This is a genomic window from Dubosiella newyorkensis, from assembly GCF_001945605.1.
GTDB classification, from domain to species: domain Bacteria; phylum Bacillota_I; class Bacilli_A; order Erysipelotrichales; family Erysipelotrichaceae; genus Dubosiella; species Dubosiella newyorkensis.
On record NZ_MPKA01000044.1, the window covers coordinates 104,311 to 123,841 of the forward strand.

Annotated in this window: 16 protein-coding genes; 13 read left to right on the plus strand and 3 right to left on the minus strand. The window is 45.0% G+C overall.

Features of this window, described 5'->3' with window-relative positions; all coding sequences use genetic code 11:
• Positions 1 to 66: 66 nt before the first annotated feature.
• Together BO225_RS02130 and BO225_RS02135 are read right to left on the minus strand one after the other, a co-directional pair.
• On the minus strand, positions 67 to 3,207 hold the full coding sequence (locus BO225_RS02130; protein WP_076340628.1) for a UvrD-helicase domain-containing protein: 3,141 nt from the start codon (positions 3,205 to 3,207) through the stop codon (positions 67 to 69).
• Entirely contained in the window at positions 3,204 to 5,666 is a 2,463-nt protein-coding gene (locus BO225_RS02135; protein WP_076340629.1) for a PD-(D/E)XK nuclease family protein, read from the minus strand. The genes BO225_RS02130 and BO225_RS02135 overlap by 4 nt, the downstream gene beginning before the upstream one ends.
• A 286-nt stretch (positions 5,667 to 5,952) precedes the next feature.
• On the opposite strand from BO225_RS02135, the gene BO225_RS02140 reads away from it, so the two are divergent.
• The 7 genes from BO225_RS02140 to BO225_RS02170 are packed head-to-tail and all read left to right on the plus strand — an operon-like array spanning position 5,953 to position 11,262.
• Entirely contained in the window at positions 5,953 to 6,825 is an 873-nt protein-coding gene (locus tag BO225_RS02140; protein ID WP_076340630.1) for a YitT family protein, read from the plus strand.
• Positions 6,822 to 7,355, plus strand: coding sequence for a ribonuclease M5 (rnmV, locus tag BO225_RS02145; protein ID WP_076340631.1), 534 nt, complete (start codon positions 6,822 to 6,824; stop codon positions 7,353 to 7,355). The genes BO225_RS02140 and rnmV overlap by 4 nt, the downstream gene beginning before the upstream one ends.
• Complete coding sequence (gene rsmA, locus BO225_RS02150; protein WP_076340632.1) at positions 7,352 to 8,239, plus strand: 16S rRNA (adenine(1518)-N(6)/adenine(1519)-N(6))-dimethyltransferase RsmA; 888 nt, start codon at positions 7,352 to 7,354, stop codon at positions 8,237 to 8,239. Before rnmV ends, rsmA begins: the two co-directional genes overlap by 4 nt.
• Positions 8,193 to 9,032, plus strand: coding sequence for a 4-(cytidine 5'-diphospho)-2-C-methyl-D-erythritol kinase (gene ispE / locus BO225_RS02155; RefSeq protein ID WP_076340633.1), 840 nt, complete (start codon positions 8,193 to 8,195; stop codon positions 9,030 to 9,032). Before rsmA ends, ispE begins: the two co-directional genes overlap by 47 nt.
• A 13-nt stretch (positions 9,033 to 9,045) precedes the next feature.
• Positions 9,046 to 9,255 (plus strand): DUF1146 domain-containing protein, encoded by a 210-nt coding sequence (locus tag BO225_RS02160; protein ID WP_076340634.1) that lies wholly within the window; start codon positions 9,046 to 9,048, stop codon positions 9,253 to 9,255.
• A gap of 1 nt (position 9,256) precedes the next feature.
• Positions 9,257 to 10,189 (plus strand): rod shape-determining protein, encoded by a 933-nt coding sequence (locus BO225_RS02165; protein ID WP_076340635.1) that lies wholly within the window; start codon positions 9,257 to 9,259, stop codon positions 10,187 to 10,189.
• Positions 10,186 to 11,262 (plus strand): glycosyltransferase family 4 protein, encoded by a 1,077-nt coding sequence (locus BO225_RS02170; protein ID WP_076340636.1) that lies wholly within the window; start codon positions 10,186 to 10,188, stop codon positions 11,260 to 11,262. The genes BO225_RS02165 and BO225_RS02170 overlap by 4 nt, the downstream gene beginning before the upstream one ends.
• 126 nt (positions 11,263 to 11,388) lie before the next feature.
• Here the strand turns inward: BO225_RS02170 and BO225_RS02175 are convergent, their stop codons facing one another.
• Positions 11,389 to 11,748, minus strand: coding sequence for an SdpI family protein (locus BO225_RS02175; protein WP_076340637.1), 360 nt, complete (start codon positions 11,746 to 11,748; stop codon positions 11,389 to 11,391).
• Between the two features lie 64 nt (positions 11,749 to 11,812).
• Between BO225_RS02175 and tilS the strand changes: the two genes are divergently transcribed.
• The 6 genes from tilS (at position 11,813) to glgB (ending at position 19,480) form a co-directional block, all read left to right on the plus strand.
• Complete coding sequence (gene tilS, locus BO225_RS02180) at positions 11,813 to 13,018, plus strand: tRNA lysidine(34) synthetase TilS (protein ID WP_076340709.1); 1,206 nt, start codon at positions 11,813 to 11,815, stop codon at positions 13,016 to 13,018.
• Positions 13,019 to 13,042: 24 nt separating this feature from the next.
• Entirely contained in the window at positions 13,043 to 13,585 is a 543-nt protein-coding gene (gene hpt / locus BO225_RS02185; protein WP_083632045.1) for a hypoxanthine phosphoribosyltransferase, read from the plus strand.
• 11 nt (positions 13,586 to 13,596) lie between these two features.
• Complete coding sequence (gene ftsH / locus BO225_RS02190) at positions 13,597 to 15,561, plus strand: ATP-dependent zinc metalloprotease FtsH (protein ID WP_076340638.1); 1,965 nt, start codon at positions 13,597 to 13,599, stop codon at positions 15,559 to 15,561.
• A 99-nt stretch (positions 15,562 to 15,660) separates the two neighbouring features.
• The gene (gene hslO, locus BO225_RS02195; RefSeq protein WP_076340639.1) at positions 15,661 to 16,542 is read left to right on the plus strand and encodes an Hsp33 family molecular chaperone HslO; all 882 of its coding nucleotides are present in this window, start codon (positions 15,661 to 15,663) and stop codon (positions 16,540 to 16,542) included.
• Positions 16,535 to 17,503: a tRNA dihydrouridine synthase DusB gene (gene dusB / locus BO225_RS02200; protein WP_076340640.1), complete on the plus strand. Its 969-nt coding sequence runs from the start codon at positions 16,535 to 16,537 to the stop codon at positions 17,501 to 17,503. The genes hslO and dusB overlap by 8 nt, the downstream gene beginning before the upstream one ends.
• Before the next feature lie 126 nt (positions 17,504 to 17,629).
• A complete protein-coding gene (gene glgB, locus BO225_RS02205) occupies positions 17,630 to 19,480 on the plus strand; it encodes a 1,4-alpha-glucan branching protein GlgB (protein ID WP_076340641.1) in 1,851 nt (616 codons plus the stop codon).
• Positions 19,481 to 19,531 lie beyond the last annotated feature (51 nt).

Sequence of the window (19,531 nt, forward strand, 5' to 3'; positions counted from 1 at the left end):
CATGACGCGCTAATTGTAATACATGAAAAAAGATATTTCAAACAAATTCCCATATTTTTGACACATTTAGCAAGCAATTTGAATGAGCTTTTTCAAGTAGAACGAATAAATATACGTGACGATCGTTCGGTTTGGCTCGATGAGCTCCATCGCCTCTTTATAGATCATCAATTGTTTTTGATACATCGAAACGAGCTCTTTTTCATCGTTCACATAATCGCTCTTGAAATCGAGAATGATCGTCCGTTTATCCTCAAAAACGACAAGATCCATAAAACCATGAATGAGTTCGTTGCCCTTTTTCACCGTATAAGGACACTCGAAAATATGCTTTCTCTCCATCCAACCAACATATTCAGGATTCGCATTCAGCGCTAAGATCTGCTGAATATCTTCTTGATTCGTCAGCTTCGTTTCTAAAACATCTTTTTGATAAGGGAAAGGAAGAGTGGCCACCAGCTCATGAAGCATGGTCCCGCGCTTGAGACGATCATTGATACGCATACGGACAGGCGACCACTGTGGCTGTTTTTTAGATCCAGAAGCCGTCATCGATTCGACTGAACGCACCTTTTGATCAAAAATCTGGAACGGAATATTTTTCATGAATTTGCGTTGCACGATTTTTCGCTCATACAGCTCTTCGACCTCTTCAAGCTCGAAAAGAGAAGATGGCTCCGTCAAAAACGTGTGCAGGAGCCATCCCGTATAGTTTTGGTTTTGAAGCAACGCCCGCGTATTTAATGGATACCGATAGTCGTCCAAACTCTTGATCGCATCAACGATGACAAGCTCCTCCTCCGCTCGAGTCGTCGCTACATATAAGATTCGCATCTCTTCCTCGATCTCTTTATGAAATTTTTTAGTCTTGAAAGCGATCGAAGAAAGACTTGGCCGATAGACATTGCCCTTATCATTCAGGCTGCGCAACGACACACCAAGATGATCATCCAGCAAGATCGGACTCGAAGCCTCCATATCGCGCCGCTCATGATCCGACAATAAATAAACGATCGGAAATTGCAGCCCTTTTGAATGGTGCATCGTCTTGATCTTGACGACATCTTCTTCTTTGCCATACGGAAACGCTTCCGCGGTCTTATCGAGATCGGCCTCCTGTAGGATCAGCTCGATAAATCCATTTAAATCATAAGGGTTTGCATATTGGCTCGCCCTCTCCAACAAAAGATCGAGATTCGTTTTATCTTGACCATTCGTGAATAAATAATAATAATTGTGAAAATTATAAAGCTTTCGCACGATCGTGGCGACAGGCTCTTTTTTCCACTGAAAGATCGCATTGAGCTCTTTCATGAACGATTCATTCCGCACTTTCGAAAATAAAGAGACAGGAGCGTCGTTTTCGATCATGATCTTAGAAAGCGTCGCTTGATCGACTTGACCGATCGGCGAGCATAAAGCGGCCATGAGCGGAATATCTTGATTTGGATCTTGAATGATCTGCAGACACGAAAGAATGATCTGGACCGCCTGATTTGTATAAAAGCCATGATCGATCTCTGCAAGAACAGGGATCCCATAGGCTTCCAAGCCATCCTTGAGCGCTTGGTGAGTGCCATGCGTACGCGTTAAGATACACATCGACCGATATGGGACTCCCGCTTGATGATGTTTTAAAATATCGTTGGCGATCAAATCGACCCGATGGGCCCGATGCAATTTTTTCGCTTCTCTTTTCTGGTTTTCATGTTCGATCGCCCATGGCTCATATTGGCTGAAAAGAAAGCGGACAGGATATTGAGGAGAACTTTCTTGTTTTGAAGTTCCCGGCATCGCCCGATCCGAAGGCAGAAAGCGCGAATCTAAAAACGACAAATTCATGATCTTCTCATAAAATGTGTTGTTGAAGTCGATGAGCGTCTTGGTGGAACGATAGTTTTCCGACATGACGAGCGTCTCGTTGTTTTCGTCTTCCTTTTCCATATGATGGATCATGATCGAAGGATCCGCTTGGCGGAATCCATAGATTGATTGCTTGATGTCCCCGACCCGGAACACATTGTTTTTGGAAGCGATCTGCTGGATGATGCTTTCCTGCAATTCATTAGTGTCCTGGAATTCGTCGATCAAGATCGTCTTGAATTGATTTTTCACTTGTTCTTGGATCGTCGGAATACAAAGCAGCCGATAGGCAAAATGCTCCATATCCGAAAAATCGAGGATCTGCAGACGCTCTTTTTCTTCTTGGAAATAGTCCATCAATAAGATCGAAAGATCGCACCATGTCTCTAAGATCGGCTGCGTCCTTTCTTGATCGGCCTGAAATTGGCGTAGATCAAATAAGTTTTCTGTGATCGCGCTTTCCATGCTTTGGAACTCTTTTTTGATATTCGCAAAACTTTTTTTATTGACCGTGCTTGGAAAACGCTTTGTCGTATCAATATAGGCGATAAAATCACGAGCGAAACGATCATACTCCTCTTGCGCAAGATCATCTTGGCAGCGTTTTAAATACAACGCCTTTTGTTCGAAAAGCTCTTTGTTCGATTCATACGTCTTGATTTTCGAAAACTCCATTTCATCAAGTTCATCGAGCATCTCTTGAACGATCGAGATCATCGTCTCGACTCGCTCCTGGAAAAAAGTCAAAAACCACTTTTTGACATCTGCATGCTCTTGCTTGCACGACTCGATCCAGCCTTTTGGATCCGCTTTGGCGTTGGCCATCTCTAAAAAACGGTTGATCGCTTTAAACAAGGTTTCCGAAGACACATTAAACGCGGCAAAGTAACGATTCATCGCCGCGATGCGTTCGCCCTCCAAAGAAATGAGCGCTCTCTCATAAGCCAGCTCGAAAGCTTGCGAGCGAAGCGATCCGTTGTCTACATGCAAAGCCATCGCGTAAGGAATCGGAATCTGGTAATAGTATCGCTGCACGATCTTATAGCAAAAGCTGTCGATCGTGGAAATATCGGCTGTCTCCAACAAAGCGAGCTGATCGAGAATATAGGGCGTAGGCTCTAAGCTTGAAAGACGATGCTTCAGACGAGCTTTCATTTCGTTGGCCGCATCGTCCGTGAATGTCATCGCCAAGATCTCGTTGATCGGGATCTGATCATCGATCACGAGTCGGCATAGCCTCTCGACCAAAACGGAAGTTTTTCCCGAACCAGCACTAGCGGAAACGACGACATTCTTGTTTCTGGAATCAATCGTTTTTTGTTGTTGGGAAGAATAATGGATCATGCAGGCTCCGCTCCTTTCTCTTTTCGGATCGCTCCATTGCGGCAGATCGCTTTATATGGACAGCGCGTACACGCCCCTTCTTCGTGGACTGGCAAGATCTCGCCGGCTTTCAAACTCGTGAGGACCTGCTCGAGTTTTTCCTGAATCCCTTGTTCTTTTTCTTGGAATGTCGGAACTTTCTTTTTGACTTCAAGAAGAAGCTCGTCTTGGATGCCGCCAGGAAGATCTTGGACTTTCCAGCCTTTGATAAAGCGCTCATCGAGCACTTTGGCTTCGAATTGCTTATTCAAGATCGGCGAGGCGCTTGGCTGACTTGTCCGATAATTGACCGCATACGCGTTTTGTTTTTCGGCTTTTGGCTGTAAAGATAGATCATAGACCCCTAGTCCGCCTTCGTGGTCGCCAATACCCGCTTCGATCAAATTTGGATCTTGCACGATCAAAGAAAGCGATTTGGAATCAAAACCATCGATCGCGCCTTTCATTTCAACATTCACATTGTCCCAAGAAAAGTTTTGATGCACTTCATATTCCTTATTCAATAAAGAAAGATGCAATTTGTCCTCGAATAAATCGAGTACTTGGATCAAGGAGAGCATTTCCATGCTGAATTCATCGATCAGTGTTTCGAAGCGCTTTTTCTTCGTCCAGAATACTTTCATCGCGAAAGAAAACTCTTCTTGAATGATTTGACGGATCGCTTCATGATCGATCGTTTGGAACCGCTCACTTTTATAGAGGCGAGCTTTTTGCAAGATCCTTGAAACGAGATCGCGATCAAGCTGGATCCCATCTTTTTTGTACGCTTTTTTGATTTGCAGTCCATAACGTAAATAATGACGCAAAGGACACCGGTTAAAAGTCTGGATCTTTGAATAATTCGACGAGAAGCTGTTGTTTTTAAAAAAGAGCGAAGCGGCTTGCCCTTGCGCAAGAGCGAAGCGCGGCAGCGAGCCTCCATAAGGATCTAAGATCGCCTGGAAAGTCGGTCTTTTTTTCATCCACGCATCGAGTTCGCTCGAAGACTCCAGCGATTTGCCATGATAATCCGATTGAGGGATCAAGACGATCAAAGAATCGAGAGAATCCAGCGTGCCAAAGATGTTCTTTCGCTGCATCTGCAGCCGATCTTTCAAAGAAGGAAAGCCCGTGTTCTGCAAGTAGCTCTCGTCAAAGATCCCTCCATACACTTGAAGGGATGGAAAAAGCAAGGCGTGAGCACCTACGAGGATCGTTGTCTTACTCAAACCGCTCATCTCTTTCCTTCCGCCGACCAAGACGCCTTTGAGCGTATCGGCATTTTTATTGAATGTCTTTTTCTCCAGATATTGAATGAAGAGCGATAGGTCTTCTTGATCTTTAAGGTCCTCAAGAACAGAGGCGAGATCCTGCACGATCGCATCGAACATCGCTAGATCATCTTCGCTAGGATCTGGATGGAGCGACTGGATCAAAGTGCAGATCGATTCCATATCCTCTAAAGACCATGTATCGATGAATTGGTGGGCGCGCTGAAATTTTTTAGCTTCAAGCTCGAGCTGCTGCCAGCGGATAAACTCTTCTTGCGAGATCAATGCGTTATCCTCGTATTCGATCAAAAGCAAGTCGACATCCGGAAACTGGCGCTCGTAGTCAACGAGTGCTTTGGAAGCATCCGGAAACAAAGTCTGGATCAAAGCGAGAAACGTTTCGTTGTTCTTGGTATGCAAATATTTTAAAACGGCGATAAACTCGTTTTTGATCGTAGAAAGCAAAGGACGCTTGAGTGGCGTATACGGAATGTGATGCGCATCAAAGATCTGCGAGAACACTTCAAGATCGCTTTCTTGAGCGAGGGCGATTAGACTATTTTCGATATCCACCTTTTTGCTCAAAAAAAGTTCCGCCAGCACTTCGATCTCTTTGCGCGTGTTGGCGCAGCTGAAATATTGAGGAGCCTCTTTTTGCTCGCCTTTGAGCAAGTGGGCGCCTTTCGACAGAAAATGATCCGTCCAAAACAAGGATCCGATATCTTTTTCGCCTTCTAAAATATAGAGGTTCGAAAAATCGAGATCGAGCGCTTTTGCTTGTTTGAGAGTCGGAGAAAAAAGAGGGATCTTCTTTAATAAAGAAAGGATCGTATACAAGTCTTTTTCTTTCTGGCTCTGGTTTGGAAAATCGCTAACGTCCAATAAGGAAGCCAATGATAAAAATTGAAGGCAAGCGTTCAAAAAGTCAAAATCATTTCGGGAATGATAAAACGTGTTTTTAGGATCTAAAGAAGAGAGCGCTCTTTGATATTTCATCAAGATAGAGAGCTTGTTCTCTTTGTCTTGCTCAAAGAGCGTCTGCAAGTAGGTCTCTAAGGAATAGATCCGAATATTTAAACAATTTCCTTTTTGAGCAGCGATTTGCTCATATAAAGGAAGATGCAAAGATGTTGGGGCCAAGATTGTCGAATGATCAGGAATTCGAATCATAGATTGCTCCTTTCATGTAGGTATTCTAGCATAATTTGTGACTTTATTTATGTCATAAATCAAGAGAAGTTTTACTTTGTTCTCTTTCTAAAGGACTTATCCATTCCGGATATATGCCCGTATAAAGGCAAGCCGCTTTCGTTTCTAGCAGGCTATTAGCCGTTTTGCTTCGTTGTGTAAAGTCATGCTAGGTCCTTTCTTTTTTACTCATTTTATCACGCTCTAAGTTGGATGATTTCATAAAAAGAGAAGCAGTGTTATAATTTCAAAAGATAAGGATAGCTTTATGGAAACAAAAAAAGATCTCTTCAAACAAATCATATTCATTCTTTTAGGAAATTGTATATTGGCGGCAGCTGTTTCGTTTTTGATCTTGCCCAACAACATTTTGACAGGCGGGGTCGCCGGCGTAGCGGTCGCTTTAGAACCTTTGATCCATATCAAACCCGTATATGTCATTGATTTCTTGACGATTGGCCTTTTTATTGTGGGCGCCATTTTTTTAGGGAAGCGCTTCGCGATGCGAACGATCGTATCGACGATCATCTATCCAATGCTCGTCACGACTTTTTCATGGATCGCCACCGCTTTTTTTCCGGAAGGAACGTTTTTGATGGAGCCCCTTCTTGCTTCGCTCTATTCTGGCTTATTCATGGGGATCGGCGTCGGATTGGTGTTTAAAGTGGACGCTAGCACAGGAGGCATGGATATTCCCGCTTTGATCATGCATAAATATATCCGCATCAAAGAAGGAGACGCGGTGATGATCATCGATACCCTCACCGTTCTTTTAGGATTGTATACGTATGGTTTGCAGCCCGCTTTGATCGGGATCGTCTCGGTTGTCGTCTCTGGAGTGGCGATCAATCGCATGATCATGCTCGGGACCCAAGCGGCCATGAACGTGATGATCATCTCCGAAAAGTGGGATACGATCCGTTCCGCTTTGATGGACCATGTCGGAAGAGGGGTCACGCTTTTGGACGCGAAAGGTGGCTATCATGACAAAAAAAGACCAGTGGTCATGTGTGTCATTACCCAACATCAATATCCGCAGCTTGAACAGATCGTCAACGCGATCGATCCGCAAGCGTTTTTTATCGTCAACAACGTCCATTCCGTTCATGGAGAAGGATTCTCGCAAGGAGAGCGTCTATGAAACGCAAGATCAAAGAAATCATTGTCGTGGAAGGAAAACACGATACCCAGCGCCTCCAGCAATATTTTGAATGCGATACGATCGAGACGCATGGAAAATCGCTGGACCCTGAGATCTTAGAGCGGATCGAGGCAGCCCAAAAGACAAGAGGGATCATCGTCTTTACCGATCCAGACTCGCCAGGAGAATATATTCGGCGTACCATACAACAGCGTGTACCACAAGCCAAACACGCGTTTATTGAAAAAGAGAAAGCGAAGACAAGCAAAAAAGTCGGCATCGAGCACGCCAGCATGAGTGATTTGTGGAACTCTTTAGAACGTTGCGTCAGCTTCACAAATACCGATCCGTCTTTGAGCTGGGAAGAATTTATCGATTTTGGACTTGTCGGAAATAAAGAAAAAAGAAATAAAGTGTGCCAAGAAGTTGGGATCGGGATTTGCAATGCCAAAACGTGTTTTAAACGCTTGCGGGCGATGAATATCGATCCAGCCAAACTCGCCCAGATCTTGAAGGAGGAGCAATCATGAAGGATGCTATCGCGACAGTCCGCAAAACAAGAGAGATTCAAGAAAAATATGGAGTCTATACGAAAAAATCATTTGGACAGAACTTCATCATCGAACCGAAAATTGTCGAGAAGATCGCCGATGCAGCCATCCAAGATCCAAGCGACCTCGTGATCGAAGTAGGTCCTGGAATTGGAGCGCTCACCCAGTTTTTATGCGAGAAAAGCGACCATGTGATCGCTTTTGAAATCGATGAAAGACTTCCGCGCGTGCTTGAACAGGAAATCGGCTTCGAGCACCTTGAACTCATCATGCAAGATTTTCTAGAGGCCGATATCGATTCGATCATCGAAGAACGTCGCCAAGAAGGGCAGCGTGTCGATTTTGTTTCCAATTTGCCTTACTACATCACCACCCCGATCTTATTCAAGCTTTTTGAAGCGAAAGTGCACATCGATTCGATCACCGTGATGATGCAAAAAGAAGTGGGAGAACGCTTTCTTGCCAAAGACAATGAGAAAGCCTACAACGCGTTAAGCGTGATCAGCCAATATCGCTGTTCGATCAAAAAAGTCATGGACGTGTCCCGCCACGTCTTTTGGCCAAAGCCGAATGTCGATTCGATGGTGCTGCAATTCCGGTTTCATTCGACCTATCAAGTCCAAGACGAGCCGCTCTTTTTTCAAATGGTCAAAGCTTGCTTCGTCCAACGTCGCAAGACGCTATATAATAACTTGCAAGCGTGGCTTCCAGACAAAGAACAAGTTAAACAAATGCTTGAAAAAGCGAACATCGATCCTTCTATACGGGCCCAGCAGCTCAAATTAGAAGATTTTATACGATTATATGAGGAAAATTATGAAACGATACGCGCCAGCCAAAATCAACATCGCGCTGAACATTAAAGGCGTTCTTGAAAATGGATATCATGATCTCGATATGATCATGGCTCCTATCTCGCTCTATGACGAGATCGAGATCGAACCAAGCGATCAAGGACAAGATGAGATCGTTTTTGTCGGAATGGAAATTCCAAAGCACAACACCGTCCAAAAAGCGGTCGAACTCATGCGCCAAGCGGCTGGATTTTCGACACATTATTCGATCCGGATCCATAAAAACATCCCCTCGCAAGCCGGTCTTGGAGGGGGAAGCGCGGATGCGGCATGTGTCATGCACGCGATCAACGAGATGGAAATGCTCTGTCTTGATACCGAACAGCTGATCGAGATTGGCAAAAAAGTGGGAGCGGACGTTCCGTTTTGCCTTTTTAGTCGCTGGGCGAGGGTACAAGGCTTTGGGGAAGTGATCCAGCCGATCCAAAGCGATTGGAAGTTTTCGATCTTGCTCGTAAAGCCCAAAGAAGGTGTCTCAACGCCAGAAGCCTTCAAAATGTGGGATCGATCAAATCGAGTGCAATACGATGTCGATCTTGTCCAAAGAGCGCTCGAAAAAGAAAACGCGGAGCTTTTGTTCACGACGATGGCCAACGCCTTAGAAAGTCCAAGCCAAGAGCTTCTGCCGGTTTTAGAACAAATCAAGGACGACATGTATGGAGAAGGGATCGTGCAAGCGATGATGTCGGGTTCGGGTTCGACGATCATGGGCTTCAGCGTCGATGAAGAAGTGCTCGAATATGCGAAAAAGCAGCTGGAGCCCTATTATGAATTCGTAGAAATCGTACAAGTCGGATCGTAGAAAGGGGGCTATTATGTCATATGCCATCATTAAATTGATCGTATTTTTCGTTTGTTTCGGGATCAGTTTCTACGCGTGTTCCGCGATCCAGTTTGAAAAGATCATGAAAGTCAGACAGCCAGGCAAAGTGATCGTGATGCTATTTTTGTTGTCGCTGATCATGGGCTATTTGAGCGCGCAGGCGATCTTAGAGCTTACGATCATGAATGGATTGGGAATGTGATATGTTCGAGAGATGGTATGTATTAGAAGCAGGCGCTTCCATGCTCCGCCTCTACGATCCCAAAGAAGATCTGCTGATCCGATTTCCAACATGTTATTTAGAAGAAGATGGACGAGTGATCGCCTATGGAAACGAGGCGCTCCAGTCTATCCTTCATCCTAATATTCATCGGCGCATCACCTATCCTCTTGAGGATGGACGGATCTTGCATGAAGTCAGCGGACTTCTTCAGAACGCCTTTCAAAAAGCCAATGTACATGAGCATCTACTCAAGCCAAGCTTGATCGTTTACGCTCCTTTTTCTTTAGGGGAAAAAGAAAAAGAGAAATGGACGGAGATCTTATTGAATCTAGGAATCAAAAAAGTGCGGTTCGTGAATTTGATCGAGCTTTACGAAAAAAGAGGAGGCACTCATTTTTTGATCCATGCTGGCCATTCGTTATGCGAAATGGCGATCTTCATTCATGGAAAATGTCAAATCTATAAATCGATCCCTTTTGCGGGCAAACAAGTGGATGAAAATATCCAGCAAGCGATCGCCCACAAAAAGAATTGCTTGATCTCGCAAGAAGAAGCAAAACGCCTCAAGGAAGAAGCGAATATTTCGTTCCAAAGAAAGCTTCCAAGTCCGCTACACGGAATCGGTATGGACCGCTATCAGCGATTCGTCTCGTTTTCGATCCTTTCTTCGGATCTATGGCCAAGCGTTGATGAGGTCGAAAAACAAATCATCCTATGGGCTAAATCGCTTTTTGATACGCTTTCTTTACCGGCGAAAGCGCAAATCGCGCAAAAAGGAATCGAATTGACGGGCGGATCCGCCAATTTATACTCATTGTCCTCTCGGCTGCAAGAACAGCTGCAATGTCCGATCTTTTGTTCAAACGATCCCGAATATGATATGCTCAAGCTCATAAAGGAGAATTTTTTGTGATTGAATCCGCTTATTTATTGGTGCCTTTTTTGATCTCTCTTGTTTTGACGCCTTTAGTCAAACAATACTCGATCCCGGCTCAAACATACGCAAAAGAAAATCATCGGACCGTTCACCATGGTAAGATTTCTAGGATCGGTGGGGTCGCGATCTATTTATCGTTTATGATCAGCATGGCGATCTATATGAAGGCGGACCGCGCGATCACAGGCATCATTCTAGGTGGATCGATCATGTTCTTTACCGGCTTGGTCGACGATCTGATCGACATCAAACCTCCTGTCAAGCTATTCTTTGAAGTGGTCGCGGCGCTTGTCTTGATTTATTACGGAGTGCAGGTGGACCGGATCCGTCTGCCCTTTGGTTTGACAATCGATTTTGGATTGATCTCGTTTTTGTTTACGATCATCTGGATCGCGGGGATCACCAACGCGGTCAATTTGATCGATGGGCTCGATGGGCTTTCTGGAGGCATGAGCGTGATCATATTAGTCGTGATCGGGTGCATCGCCTTGATCGAAAGAAGACCGGATATCGTCTCGCTCGCCTTTATCCTAGCCGGAAGCACGTTTGGCTTTTTGATCTATAATTCACATCCTGCCAGTATCTTCATGGGAGATTGCGGCTCTTTGTTTCTAGGGTCGATGATTTCGGCGATCTCGATCGTCGGATTTAAATCGAGCACGATCTTGACGCTCGCTTTGCCGATCTTGTTGCTGATCATCCCGATCATCGATACGCTTTCCGCGATCTTGAGACGGACCCTCAAAGGAATGAAGTTTTCGCAAGCGGATAAAAGCCACCTGCACCATTTATTGATGAAGCAGTTTGGCCATCGCAATACAGTGATCATCATGTGCGGATTTACGGCGCTGTTTGGCTTGAGCGCCTATGTTTATATGATCAATCGAAACCTTGGCTTTTTTACGATGCTCGCTCTTCTGTTCTTTGTCGAGCTGTTCATTGAAAAGTCGGCGATGATCTCGGAGAAATTTCATCCGCTTCTTGGCTTATGGCATCGGATCAAACGAGTATGGACAAAAAAAATCAAAAATAAAGGAGAAGACAAGTGATGTTTTCTCTTTTATTTTTGATTGGAGCGAACTTATCGCTCGAATGTATGGACAAGCTCTCGGACAAGACTTACTGTAATGATATATATTTTTTTCATATCTAAAATGAAGCGCTGTTTTCTCTTATTATGAACCATTTTGTTTCAGCTTCCTTTCTACGAGGACGAAAGTCACGATCAAAGGAACGAGCTGCAAGACCATCAATGCGAACGTTCCATAAATGATCACGAGCGCGTTATGGGTGAGCGTGAGCAAAAATTGGACGATCAAACAGATCACTAAATCGATCCATCCCATTTTCCACCAAAGAGTTCCAGCAAGCTTTTGTGCCATTTCCCAATTCTTTTTGTTCTGCATCGAACGGATCGAACGATAGCCAAAGAGCTGGTTTCGATAGGCGGGAGGATGATTTTTTAAGATGGATCCAAATACCGTGATCATGATCGGGATCAGTAAGGAAATCAATACATAAGGAAGACTACTCATACCCTCACTATACCGATTCCAAGAGCGCTTTGCACGATTGTTGCCTTACGACTATACTATATACATGAGTGAAAAAATCGTAGTGGCTTGTTCTGGCGGCCCCGATTCCATGGCTCTTCTGGATCGGATGCGAAAAGAGGGATTTCAAATCGTCGTCGCCCATGTCAATTATCAAAAAAGGAAGAGCGCCAATCGGGATGAAGAAATCGTAAAAGCGTATTGCGCTCGCTACCAAATTCCGTGTTTTGTCCATGTTCCAACTTCTCAGCCGACTAAAAATTTTCAAGCGTGGGCAAGAGAAGAGAGGTATGCGTTTTTTGAATCGATCTTGAAACAAGAGCATATCCACGCCCTATACGTGGCGCACCATCTCGATGATTTATTGGAGACGTACTTGTTTCAAGTCCAAAGAAACATGCTTTGCGACACGTATGGCCTTGCCGATCGTGTCGAACGAAAGACATATACGATATTTCGTCCTTTGTTGGGTTTTGAGAAAAAAGAGCTGGAAGCGTATTGTATTCGTCACGCTATAGCGTATGGGATCGACGAAAGCAATCTGAGCGATCACTATACTCGCAATAAGATCCGGCATCATCAAATCGAAAGAATGAGTTCAAACGAAAAGCGGGCGCTCAAAAAAGAGATCGATCAAAAAAACAAAAACTGGAAAGCTTGGCAAAGAAAACTTCGCGATCAAATCGAACAAAACGGAATCGTTTCTATGCTTTCTAAAGAGGATGGCTGGCTCGCCCTCGATCTCTATTTATCCCCTTGGCTCCATCGTCATCTTTCAAAGGCGCATTTACGCTCGCTTTCTCAACAGTTCATGCATCCTTGCGTGATCGATCTAGAGAGCCACGAAGTCGAGAGATGGAACGATCGATTGATCGTCCGAAAAAAAAGCGAGCCCGTTTGTATTGTATGGAACGATCTTGCGGCTTTTAAAAAATTTGAATCATTAGAGTTGGGAAATTTCCGATATCTCGCTCATAATAAAGGAGCCACGATCGAAGGCGTGGATTTGAAGAGCCAGGACTTTCCGCTCCGCTTTCGCCCGGGCAAAACGAAGGATCGCATAGAAATGCGTTTCGGTACGAAAACGCTGCAGCGCTTTTGGATCGACCATAAGATCTCGCGCTTGTTGCGCAAAGATTGGTACGTTCTTGAAAACGCTTCCGGACGCGTGATCTTCGTGCCAGGCTTAGGTTGTGATGTTTCACATTTTTCTATCCAACCAAATACCTTTATGTTACAATTACGGATATAGTTTAAGAGGAGAACACAATTCAACATGATCAGTCAAGATATCGAAACTGTTTTACTTACAGAAGAACAAATCGAAAAGCGATGCGTAGAGCTCGCCAAACAAATAGAAGATGACTACAACAAAGAAGGGGAAGTGCCGATCGTCGTAGGCCTTTTGCGCGGCAGCGTTCCATTTATGGCCGAATTGATCAAGCGCTTCACATTCCCTTGCGAGATCGATTTTATGTCTGTCAGCAGTTATGATGGGACCGAGTCGATCGGGGATGTCAAGATCGATAAAGATATGGATCTTTCCAGTAAAGAAAGAGCGATCTTGCTTGTCGAAGATATCGTCGATACGGGGCGTACTCTTTCTGAAGTCAAGAAGATGTTCATCAATAAAGGAGCGACCAATGTCAAGATCGTCGCTTTGCTCGATAAACCATCGCGCCGAGTGGTCGATATCCATGCGGATTATATTGGATTTGAAGTACCCAATGAATTTGTGGTCGGCTATGGGCTCGACTACAACCAAAAATATAGAAATTTGCCATATATTGGAATTCTTAAACGAGAAATTTACGAATAGGGGGGGAATGAATGAAGAAGTGGCTTAACTATCTTCCTACGATTTTCATCATCAGCATCATCGTTTCCTTGATCGCCTACAGCTCTCAAGGTTCTTTGCGTCATATGAATTATTCTGAATTCCAAAATCTAGCCAAAACAGCGGAATTTGGAAACTCGTCGCTCACGATCTCTTCGAATGTGATCGATGTCGAAGGGGTCTATACCGATCCAAGTCAATCCAGCAAAAATTCAACAGCTTTTAGCGTATTGGTTCCTAACACGGAAGAAAACTTAACGTGGCTCACGAAAACGCTAGAAGCAAATGGAGGACAGATCAGCATTGAAGATCCCAATCAAGGGAGCGTTTGGCTCAATGTTTTAGGACAATTGATCCCATTCCTTTTGATTGGCGTTTTCTTCTATTTCATGTTCACGAAAATGGGAGGCGGAGGCAGCAACAAAGCGTTCGAATTCTCCAAAAACAAAGCCCGCATGGAAACGGATGTCAAAGTCCGCTTCAAAGATGTCGCGGGGTGCGATGAAGAAAAAGAAGAAGTCAAAGAAATCATCGACTACTTGCGTTCGCCAAAGAAATTTACCGATATGGGCGCCCACATCCCGAAGGGGATCTTGATGGTCGGCCCTCCAGGAACCGGGAAGACGCTTTTAGCCAAAGCGGTCGCTGGAGAAGCGAATGTTCCTTTTTTCTCCGTGTCTGGTTCGGATTTCGTGGAAATGTTTGTCGGAACTGGCGCAAGCCGTGTCCGCGATATGTTTAAAACGGCTCAAAAAGCGGCTCCATGCATCATCTTTATCGACGAGATCGACGCGGTCGGCCGTCAAAGGGGCGCTGGTATGGGTGGCGGAAACGATGAACGGGAACAAACGCTCAACCAGCTGCTCGTAGAAATGGATGGTATGGTCGATAACAACGGGATCGTGATCATCGCGGCCACGAACCGTCCCGATGTCCTTGACCCTGCGTTGCTAAGAAGCGGACGTTTTGATCGTCAAGTCACGGTCAATTTGCCAGATATCCGCGGCCGTCAGCAGATCCTTGAAGTTCATGCCCGCAACAAGCATTTGGCAAGCGATGTCGAGCTTGATAATCTTGCCAAGCGCACGCCTGGTTTTTCGGGAGCCGATCTTGCCAACGTCTTGAATGAGGGCGCGATCTTAGCGGTCCGCAACAAGGAAAAGGTCATCACGATGGCCGACCTTGATGAGGCGATCGACCGCGTGATGATGGGTCCTGCGAAAAAAAGCAAAAAATACACCGAAAAAGACAAATGGCTCGTTTCTTATCATGAAGCAGGCCATGCGGTGATCGGTCTTCGCTTAGAAGATGCCGATATGGTCCAAAAAGTCACGATCATCCCTCGCGGAGAAGCGGGCGGATATAACTTGATGACCCCGCGCGAAGAAAAGTATTTCCATCGTAAATCGGAATATTTAGCACAGATCACAGGACTTCTTGGAGGCCGTACAGCGGAGGAGATCGTCTTTGGCGAGATCAGCGCCGGCGCTGTCAACGATATTGAAAAACTCACGGATATCGCGAAAAACATGGTCCGCGTCTTTGGAATGTCCTCTTTAGGCCCGATCCAATACGCTAATCCGCAAGGCAATGTCTTCTTAGGAAGAGATTACACGCAAGGCGGTAACTATTCGGTAGGTGTGGCGGAAGAGATCGACAAAGAAGTTCGTAAGATCGTCGACCAATGCCACACGGAATGTCATCGGATCTTGACGGAAAATCGCGCCCTTCTCGATCTGATCGCGCATAGCTTGTTTGAATATGAGACTTTGACCAATGAAGAAATCACCAATTTAATGAAATTTGGCCAAATCACGGATCCGAACGCGCCAGCGATCGAAACAAAGGAAGTCGAAGCGGAACTGGAAGAAAACACGCCACCAAAGCTTCCTTCGAAAGCCAGCGAAGAAGAGCTTGACGCCGCGAAGAATGAATTGACAAAAAAGAAGGAAGACTAGATAAAAGGCGCCCATCAGCGCCTTTTTAAATGCAAAGCATGTGTAAAAAACATAGGAAACGCCCATAATGAAAGAAAAAGAGGATATAAGGAGGAACCTATGAAAGATGAATTAGTGAAGGCACTCGCCTTAGATGGTCATGTGCGTATTTATATCGATCGCACGACTCATATGGTCCAAGAAGCAAAAGAAAGATTTGATATGAACCCGACCGCCACCGCGGCTTTAGGAAGAACTTTATCCATCGCTTCGATGATGGGAAGCATGCTCAAAAGCGACCAAGAAATGCTCACGATCAATATCAATGGCCATGGGCCGATCGGCAGCATTGTGGTCGACGCTTACGCGAACGGAAACGTGCGCGGATTTGTTTCGGATCCGCAAGTCAAGGACGCTTTTAAAAATGGAAAGCTCGATGTAGGCGCCGTGGTAGGAAAAGACGGATATCTTTCTGTCACAAAAGATTTGAACATGGAACAAAATTTCAAGGGGACCGTTGAGCTTCAATCAGGAGAGATCGGCGACGATTTCGCCTATTACTTTACTGTTTCAGAACAAACACCGACCGCTGTTTCTGTCGGTGTATTGATCGGAACCGACGGAAATGTGTTGAGCGCAGGTGGATTGATCATTCAAATGATGCCTGATGCGAGCGATACCGACATTAGCATCTGCGAACACGTCTTGGAAGGTTTGAAGCCTATGTCGACGATCATCCAAGAATATGACGATGTCGAGCTCTCTCAATTGGCCAAGGATCTATTCGAGGATGTCAAGATCGTCGAGACAAGAGAGATCTGCTTCTCTTGTTCTTGTTCGAAGGAAAGGTCGCAAGAAATCTTGATGACACTGCCAAAAGAAGACATCCAGAAGATGATCGACGAAGATGGCGGATGCGAGATCACGTGTAATTTTTGCAATGAGAAATATCAATTCAGCAAAGAAGAACTCGAAGCGATCCTCGAAAGAATGAATGCTTAAGATCGGAAACGTCACCTTAAAAAATCCGATCATCACCGCGCCACTAGCGGGCGTGAGCAATCTTGCGTTTCGGAAGATCGCTCACGATTTTGGTGCGGGCATGACCTGCAATGAGATGGTCTCGGATAAAGCGCTTTATTACGATTCAAAAAAGACGTTGGCGATGCTTCAAACCGATCCATCCGATCATCCTGTCAGCTTTCAGATTTTTGGGCATGATGAAGATACACTTGTTCTAGCGGCTCGGTTTTTAGATACGCAAACGGATTGCGATATCATCGACTTCAATATGGGCTGTCCAGTCACGAAGGTGATCAAGGCGAAAGCCGGCAGCTTTATGATGAAAGATGTCGAGTACGCGAAAAAAATCGTTTCCGCCATTGTACGGGCCGTCCATAAACCAGTCACCGTAAAAATGCGGATCGGATTCGATGTCGATCATATCAACTGTGTCGAAATGGCGAAAGCCATGGAAGAAGCGGGTGTAAGTGCGATCTGTGTGCATGGACGTACACGCTCACAAATGTATGAAGGAAAAGCAGACTGGTCATGGATCAAGAAAGTCAAAGAAGCGGTCTCGATTCCTGTGATCGGAAACGGGGATGTGAAAACGGTCGAAGACTATTATCGAATGTTAGAAGAAACAGGCTGCGATGCGGTGATGATCGGAAGAGGAATCATCGGGAATCCGTTCTTGATTCAAGAGATCACGGCATCTTTTGAAGGGAAAAAGAAAGAACCATCGCTCCAAGAACGGTTAGAGATCTGTTTTCGGCATGCTACAGATCTTTGCGCGCTAAAAGGAGAAAAAGTAGGGATCCAGGAAATGCGGGGGATCGCGACATGGTATTTCAAAGGGCTTCCAAATTCTCACGCGTACAAAGAGCATTTATCGAAGGTGACCTCTTTAGAGGAATTGAAAATGATTTTAGAGGATTTCAAGAAAGCCAACGAAGACTGAACAGTGTTCAATTTTTTTTGGTTGCACTTTTTATTTTACCTGTTTAAGTATAAAATATGTTTATAAAAGACAAATGAGAAAACAATGGAAAGGAGTACCGCTTGATTTTGAGCGGCAAATATTGGAATGGACAAAAAGAAGACACAAGCCTTTTTTGAGGGACGCGAAATTAAAGCCTATACGATCTTTGGCGCGCATCCGGTAAAAAAAGGAGTGGAGTTTACATTATGGGCTCCTCATGCGCAAAAGATATCAGTCATTGGCTCATTCAACGATTGGGATCCTGAAGCGGATCCAATGAAGAAAGATGACGAAACGGGAATCTGGACAGCGACAGTCAAAGAGGCGGCACCTGGAGATTCTTATAAATATCGTGTGACCCAAGTTACGGGAGATATTGTCGATAAGATCGACCCTTATGCGTTCTACTCGGAAAAACGCCCTCAAACGGCTTCGATCATCGCGGATCTGAGCTTTGATGGCTGGACCGATCAAAAATGGATGGATCAAAGAACGGTCGGATTCGACGATCCGATCAGCATTTATGAGATCCATGTAGGCTCTTGGAAACGGGATCCTGAAATGGGTCCGAACGATTTTGTAAATTATCTTGATATCGTAGATGACTTGATCGAGGAATGCCATAAAAATCATTTTTCGCATGTCGAAGTCATGCCTTTGTGCGAATATCCATTCGATGGATCTTGGGGCTATCAATGCACGGGTTATTTTTCGACGACTTCTCGTTATGGCACGAACCAAGATCTTATGGAATTTGTCAATCGGCTGCACAACGCGGGAATCGGGATCATCATGGACTTTGTCCCTGTCCATTTCGTGAAGGACAACTTCGCGCTTGCTCGCTTTGATGGAACTCCTTTGTACGAATATCCAAATCCTGACGACGCCAATTCAGAATGGGGAACGGCGAACTTTGACTTATGGAAAGAAGAGGTGCGCTCGTTCTTGATGTCGGCTGCCAACTATTGGCTGGATGTCTATCATTTTGACGGCCTTCGAGCGGACGCGATCTCGAATGCGATCTATTGGAAAGGCAATAAGGAGCGCGGAATGAACGAGGGCGCCTGCAATTTCATGAAGCGGATGAATTTCACCCTCAAGCAAGAATACAAAGGAAAGATCATGCTGATTGCGGAAGATTCGACCGACTTCCCGAATGTGACCAAATCGACATTGGATGGCGGCTTAGGTTTCGATTACAAGTGGGATCTAGGCTGGATGAACGACACACTCAAGTATTTGAAGATGGATCCGATCTATCGCCAATACCATCATAACGATATCACGTTCTCGATGGCGTATTTCTATTCAGAAAAATTTATCTTGCCATTCTCGCACGATGAAGTCGTTCATGGAAAAGCGACGATCGTCGACAAGATGTGGGGAAGCTACGAAGATAAATTCGCCCAGGCCCGCGCCCTATATACATACATGTTTACGCATCCAGGTAAAAAATTGAACTTCATGGGCAACGAGATCGGTATGTTTCGCGAATGGGATGAGCAAAAAGGAACGGATTGGTTCTTGCTTGAATATCCGATGCATGCGGCTTTCGAAAAATTCTTTGAAGACCTGACGGGTATTTATGCGGATAACGACGCGTACTATTTTGGCTATGATCCAACAAATTTCCAATGGATCAACGCGGATGACGCTTCGAGAAACTTATTCTCGTTCATGCGCAAAAGCAAAGACAAAACGTTTATCACGATCTTGAACTTCTCGACTAACCCATATAAAGCGCAATTTGGTGTACCGCATAAAGGGATCTATCGCGAGATCCTCAACAGCCAATGGAGCAAATACAATGGAACGCTGATCGACGAAACGCCTCAAGCCGTAAAGGCGCTTCGATTATCGCGCAATAATTTCCCATACATGATCGAAATCAATGTTCCAGCCTTAGGCGGACAGATCTTTGTGGTCGATAATCCGGTAGAAAAAAGCAAAAAATAAAAACAGACCGACAATTGTCGGTCTTTCTTGTCTTTTGGAATAGTGGTACAC

Coding starts and splice junctions, on each gene's coding strand:
- BO225_RS02175 (WP_076340637.1), bottom strand. CDS start 11,748: ATGAGTAGTCTTCCTTATGTATTGATTTCCTTACTGATCCCGATCATG.
- hslO (WP_076340639.1), top strand. CDS start 15,661: ATGAAAGATGAATTAGTGAAGGCACTCGCCTTAGATGGTCATGTGCGT.
- dusB (WP_076340640.1), top strand. CDS start 16,535: ATGCTTAAGATCGGAAACGTCACCTTAAAAAATCCGATCATCACCGCG.
- BO225_RS02130 (WP_076340628.1), bottom strand. CDS start 3,207: ATGATCCATTATTCTTCCCAACAACAAAAAACGATTGATTCCAGAAAC.
- hpt (WP_083632045.1), top strand. CDS start 13,043: ATGATCAGTCAAGATATCGAAACTGTTTTACTTACAGAAGAACAAATC.
- BO225_RS02140 (WP_076340630.1), top strand. CDS start 5,953: ATGGAAACAAAAAAAGATCTCTTCAAACAAATCATATTCATTCTTTTA.
- glgB (WP_076340641.1), top strand. CDS start 17,630: ATGGACAAAAAGAAGACACAAGCCTTTTTTGAGGGACGCGAAATTAAA.
- rnmV (WP_076340631.1), top strand. CDS start 6,822: ATGAAACGCAAGATCAAAGAAATCATTGTCGTGGAAGGAAAACACGAT.
- ispE (WP_076340633.1), top strand. CDS start 8,193: ATGAAACGATACGCGCCAGCCAAAATCAACATCGCGCTGAACATTAAA.
- BO225_RS02165 (WP_076340635.1), top strand. CDS start 9,257: ATGTTCGAGAGATGGTATGTATTAGAAGCAGGCGCTTCCATGCTCCGC.
- BO225_RS02160 (WP_076340634.1), top strand. CDS start 9,046: ATGTCATATGCCATCATTAAATTGATCGTATTTTTCGTTTGTTTCGGG.
- BO225_RS02135 (WP_076340629.1), bottom strand. CDS start 5,666: ATGATTCGAATTCCTGATCATTCGACAATCTTGGCCCCAACATCTTTG.
- ftsH (WP_076340638.1), top strand. CDS start 13,597: ATGAAGAAGTGGCTTAACTATCTTCCTACGATTTTCATCATCAGCATC.
- tilS (WP_076340709.1), top strand. CDS start 11,813: ATGAGTGAAAAAATCGTAGTGGCTTGTTCTGGCGGCCCCGATTCCATG.
- rsmA (WP_076340632.1), top strand. CDS start 7,352: ATGAAGGATGCTATCGCGACAGTCCGCAAAACAAGAGAGATTCAAGAA.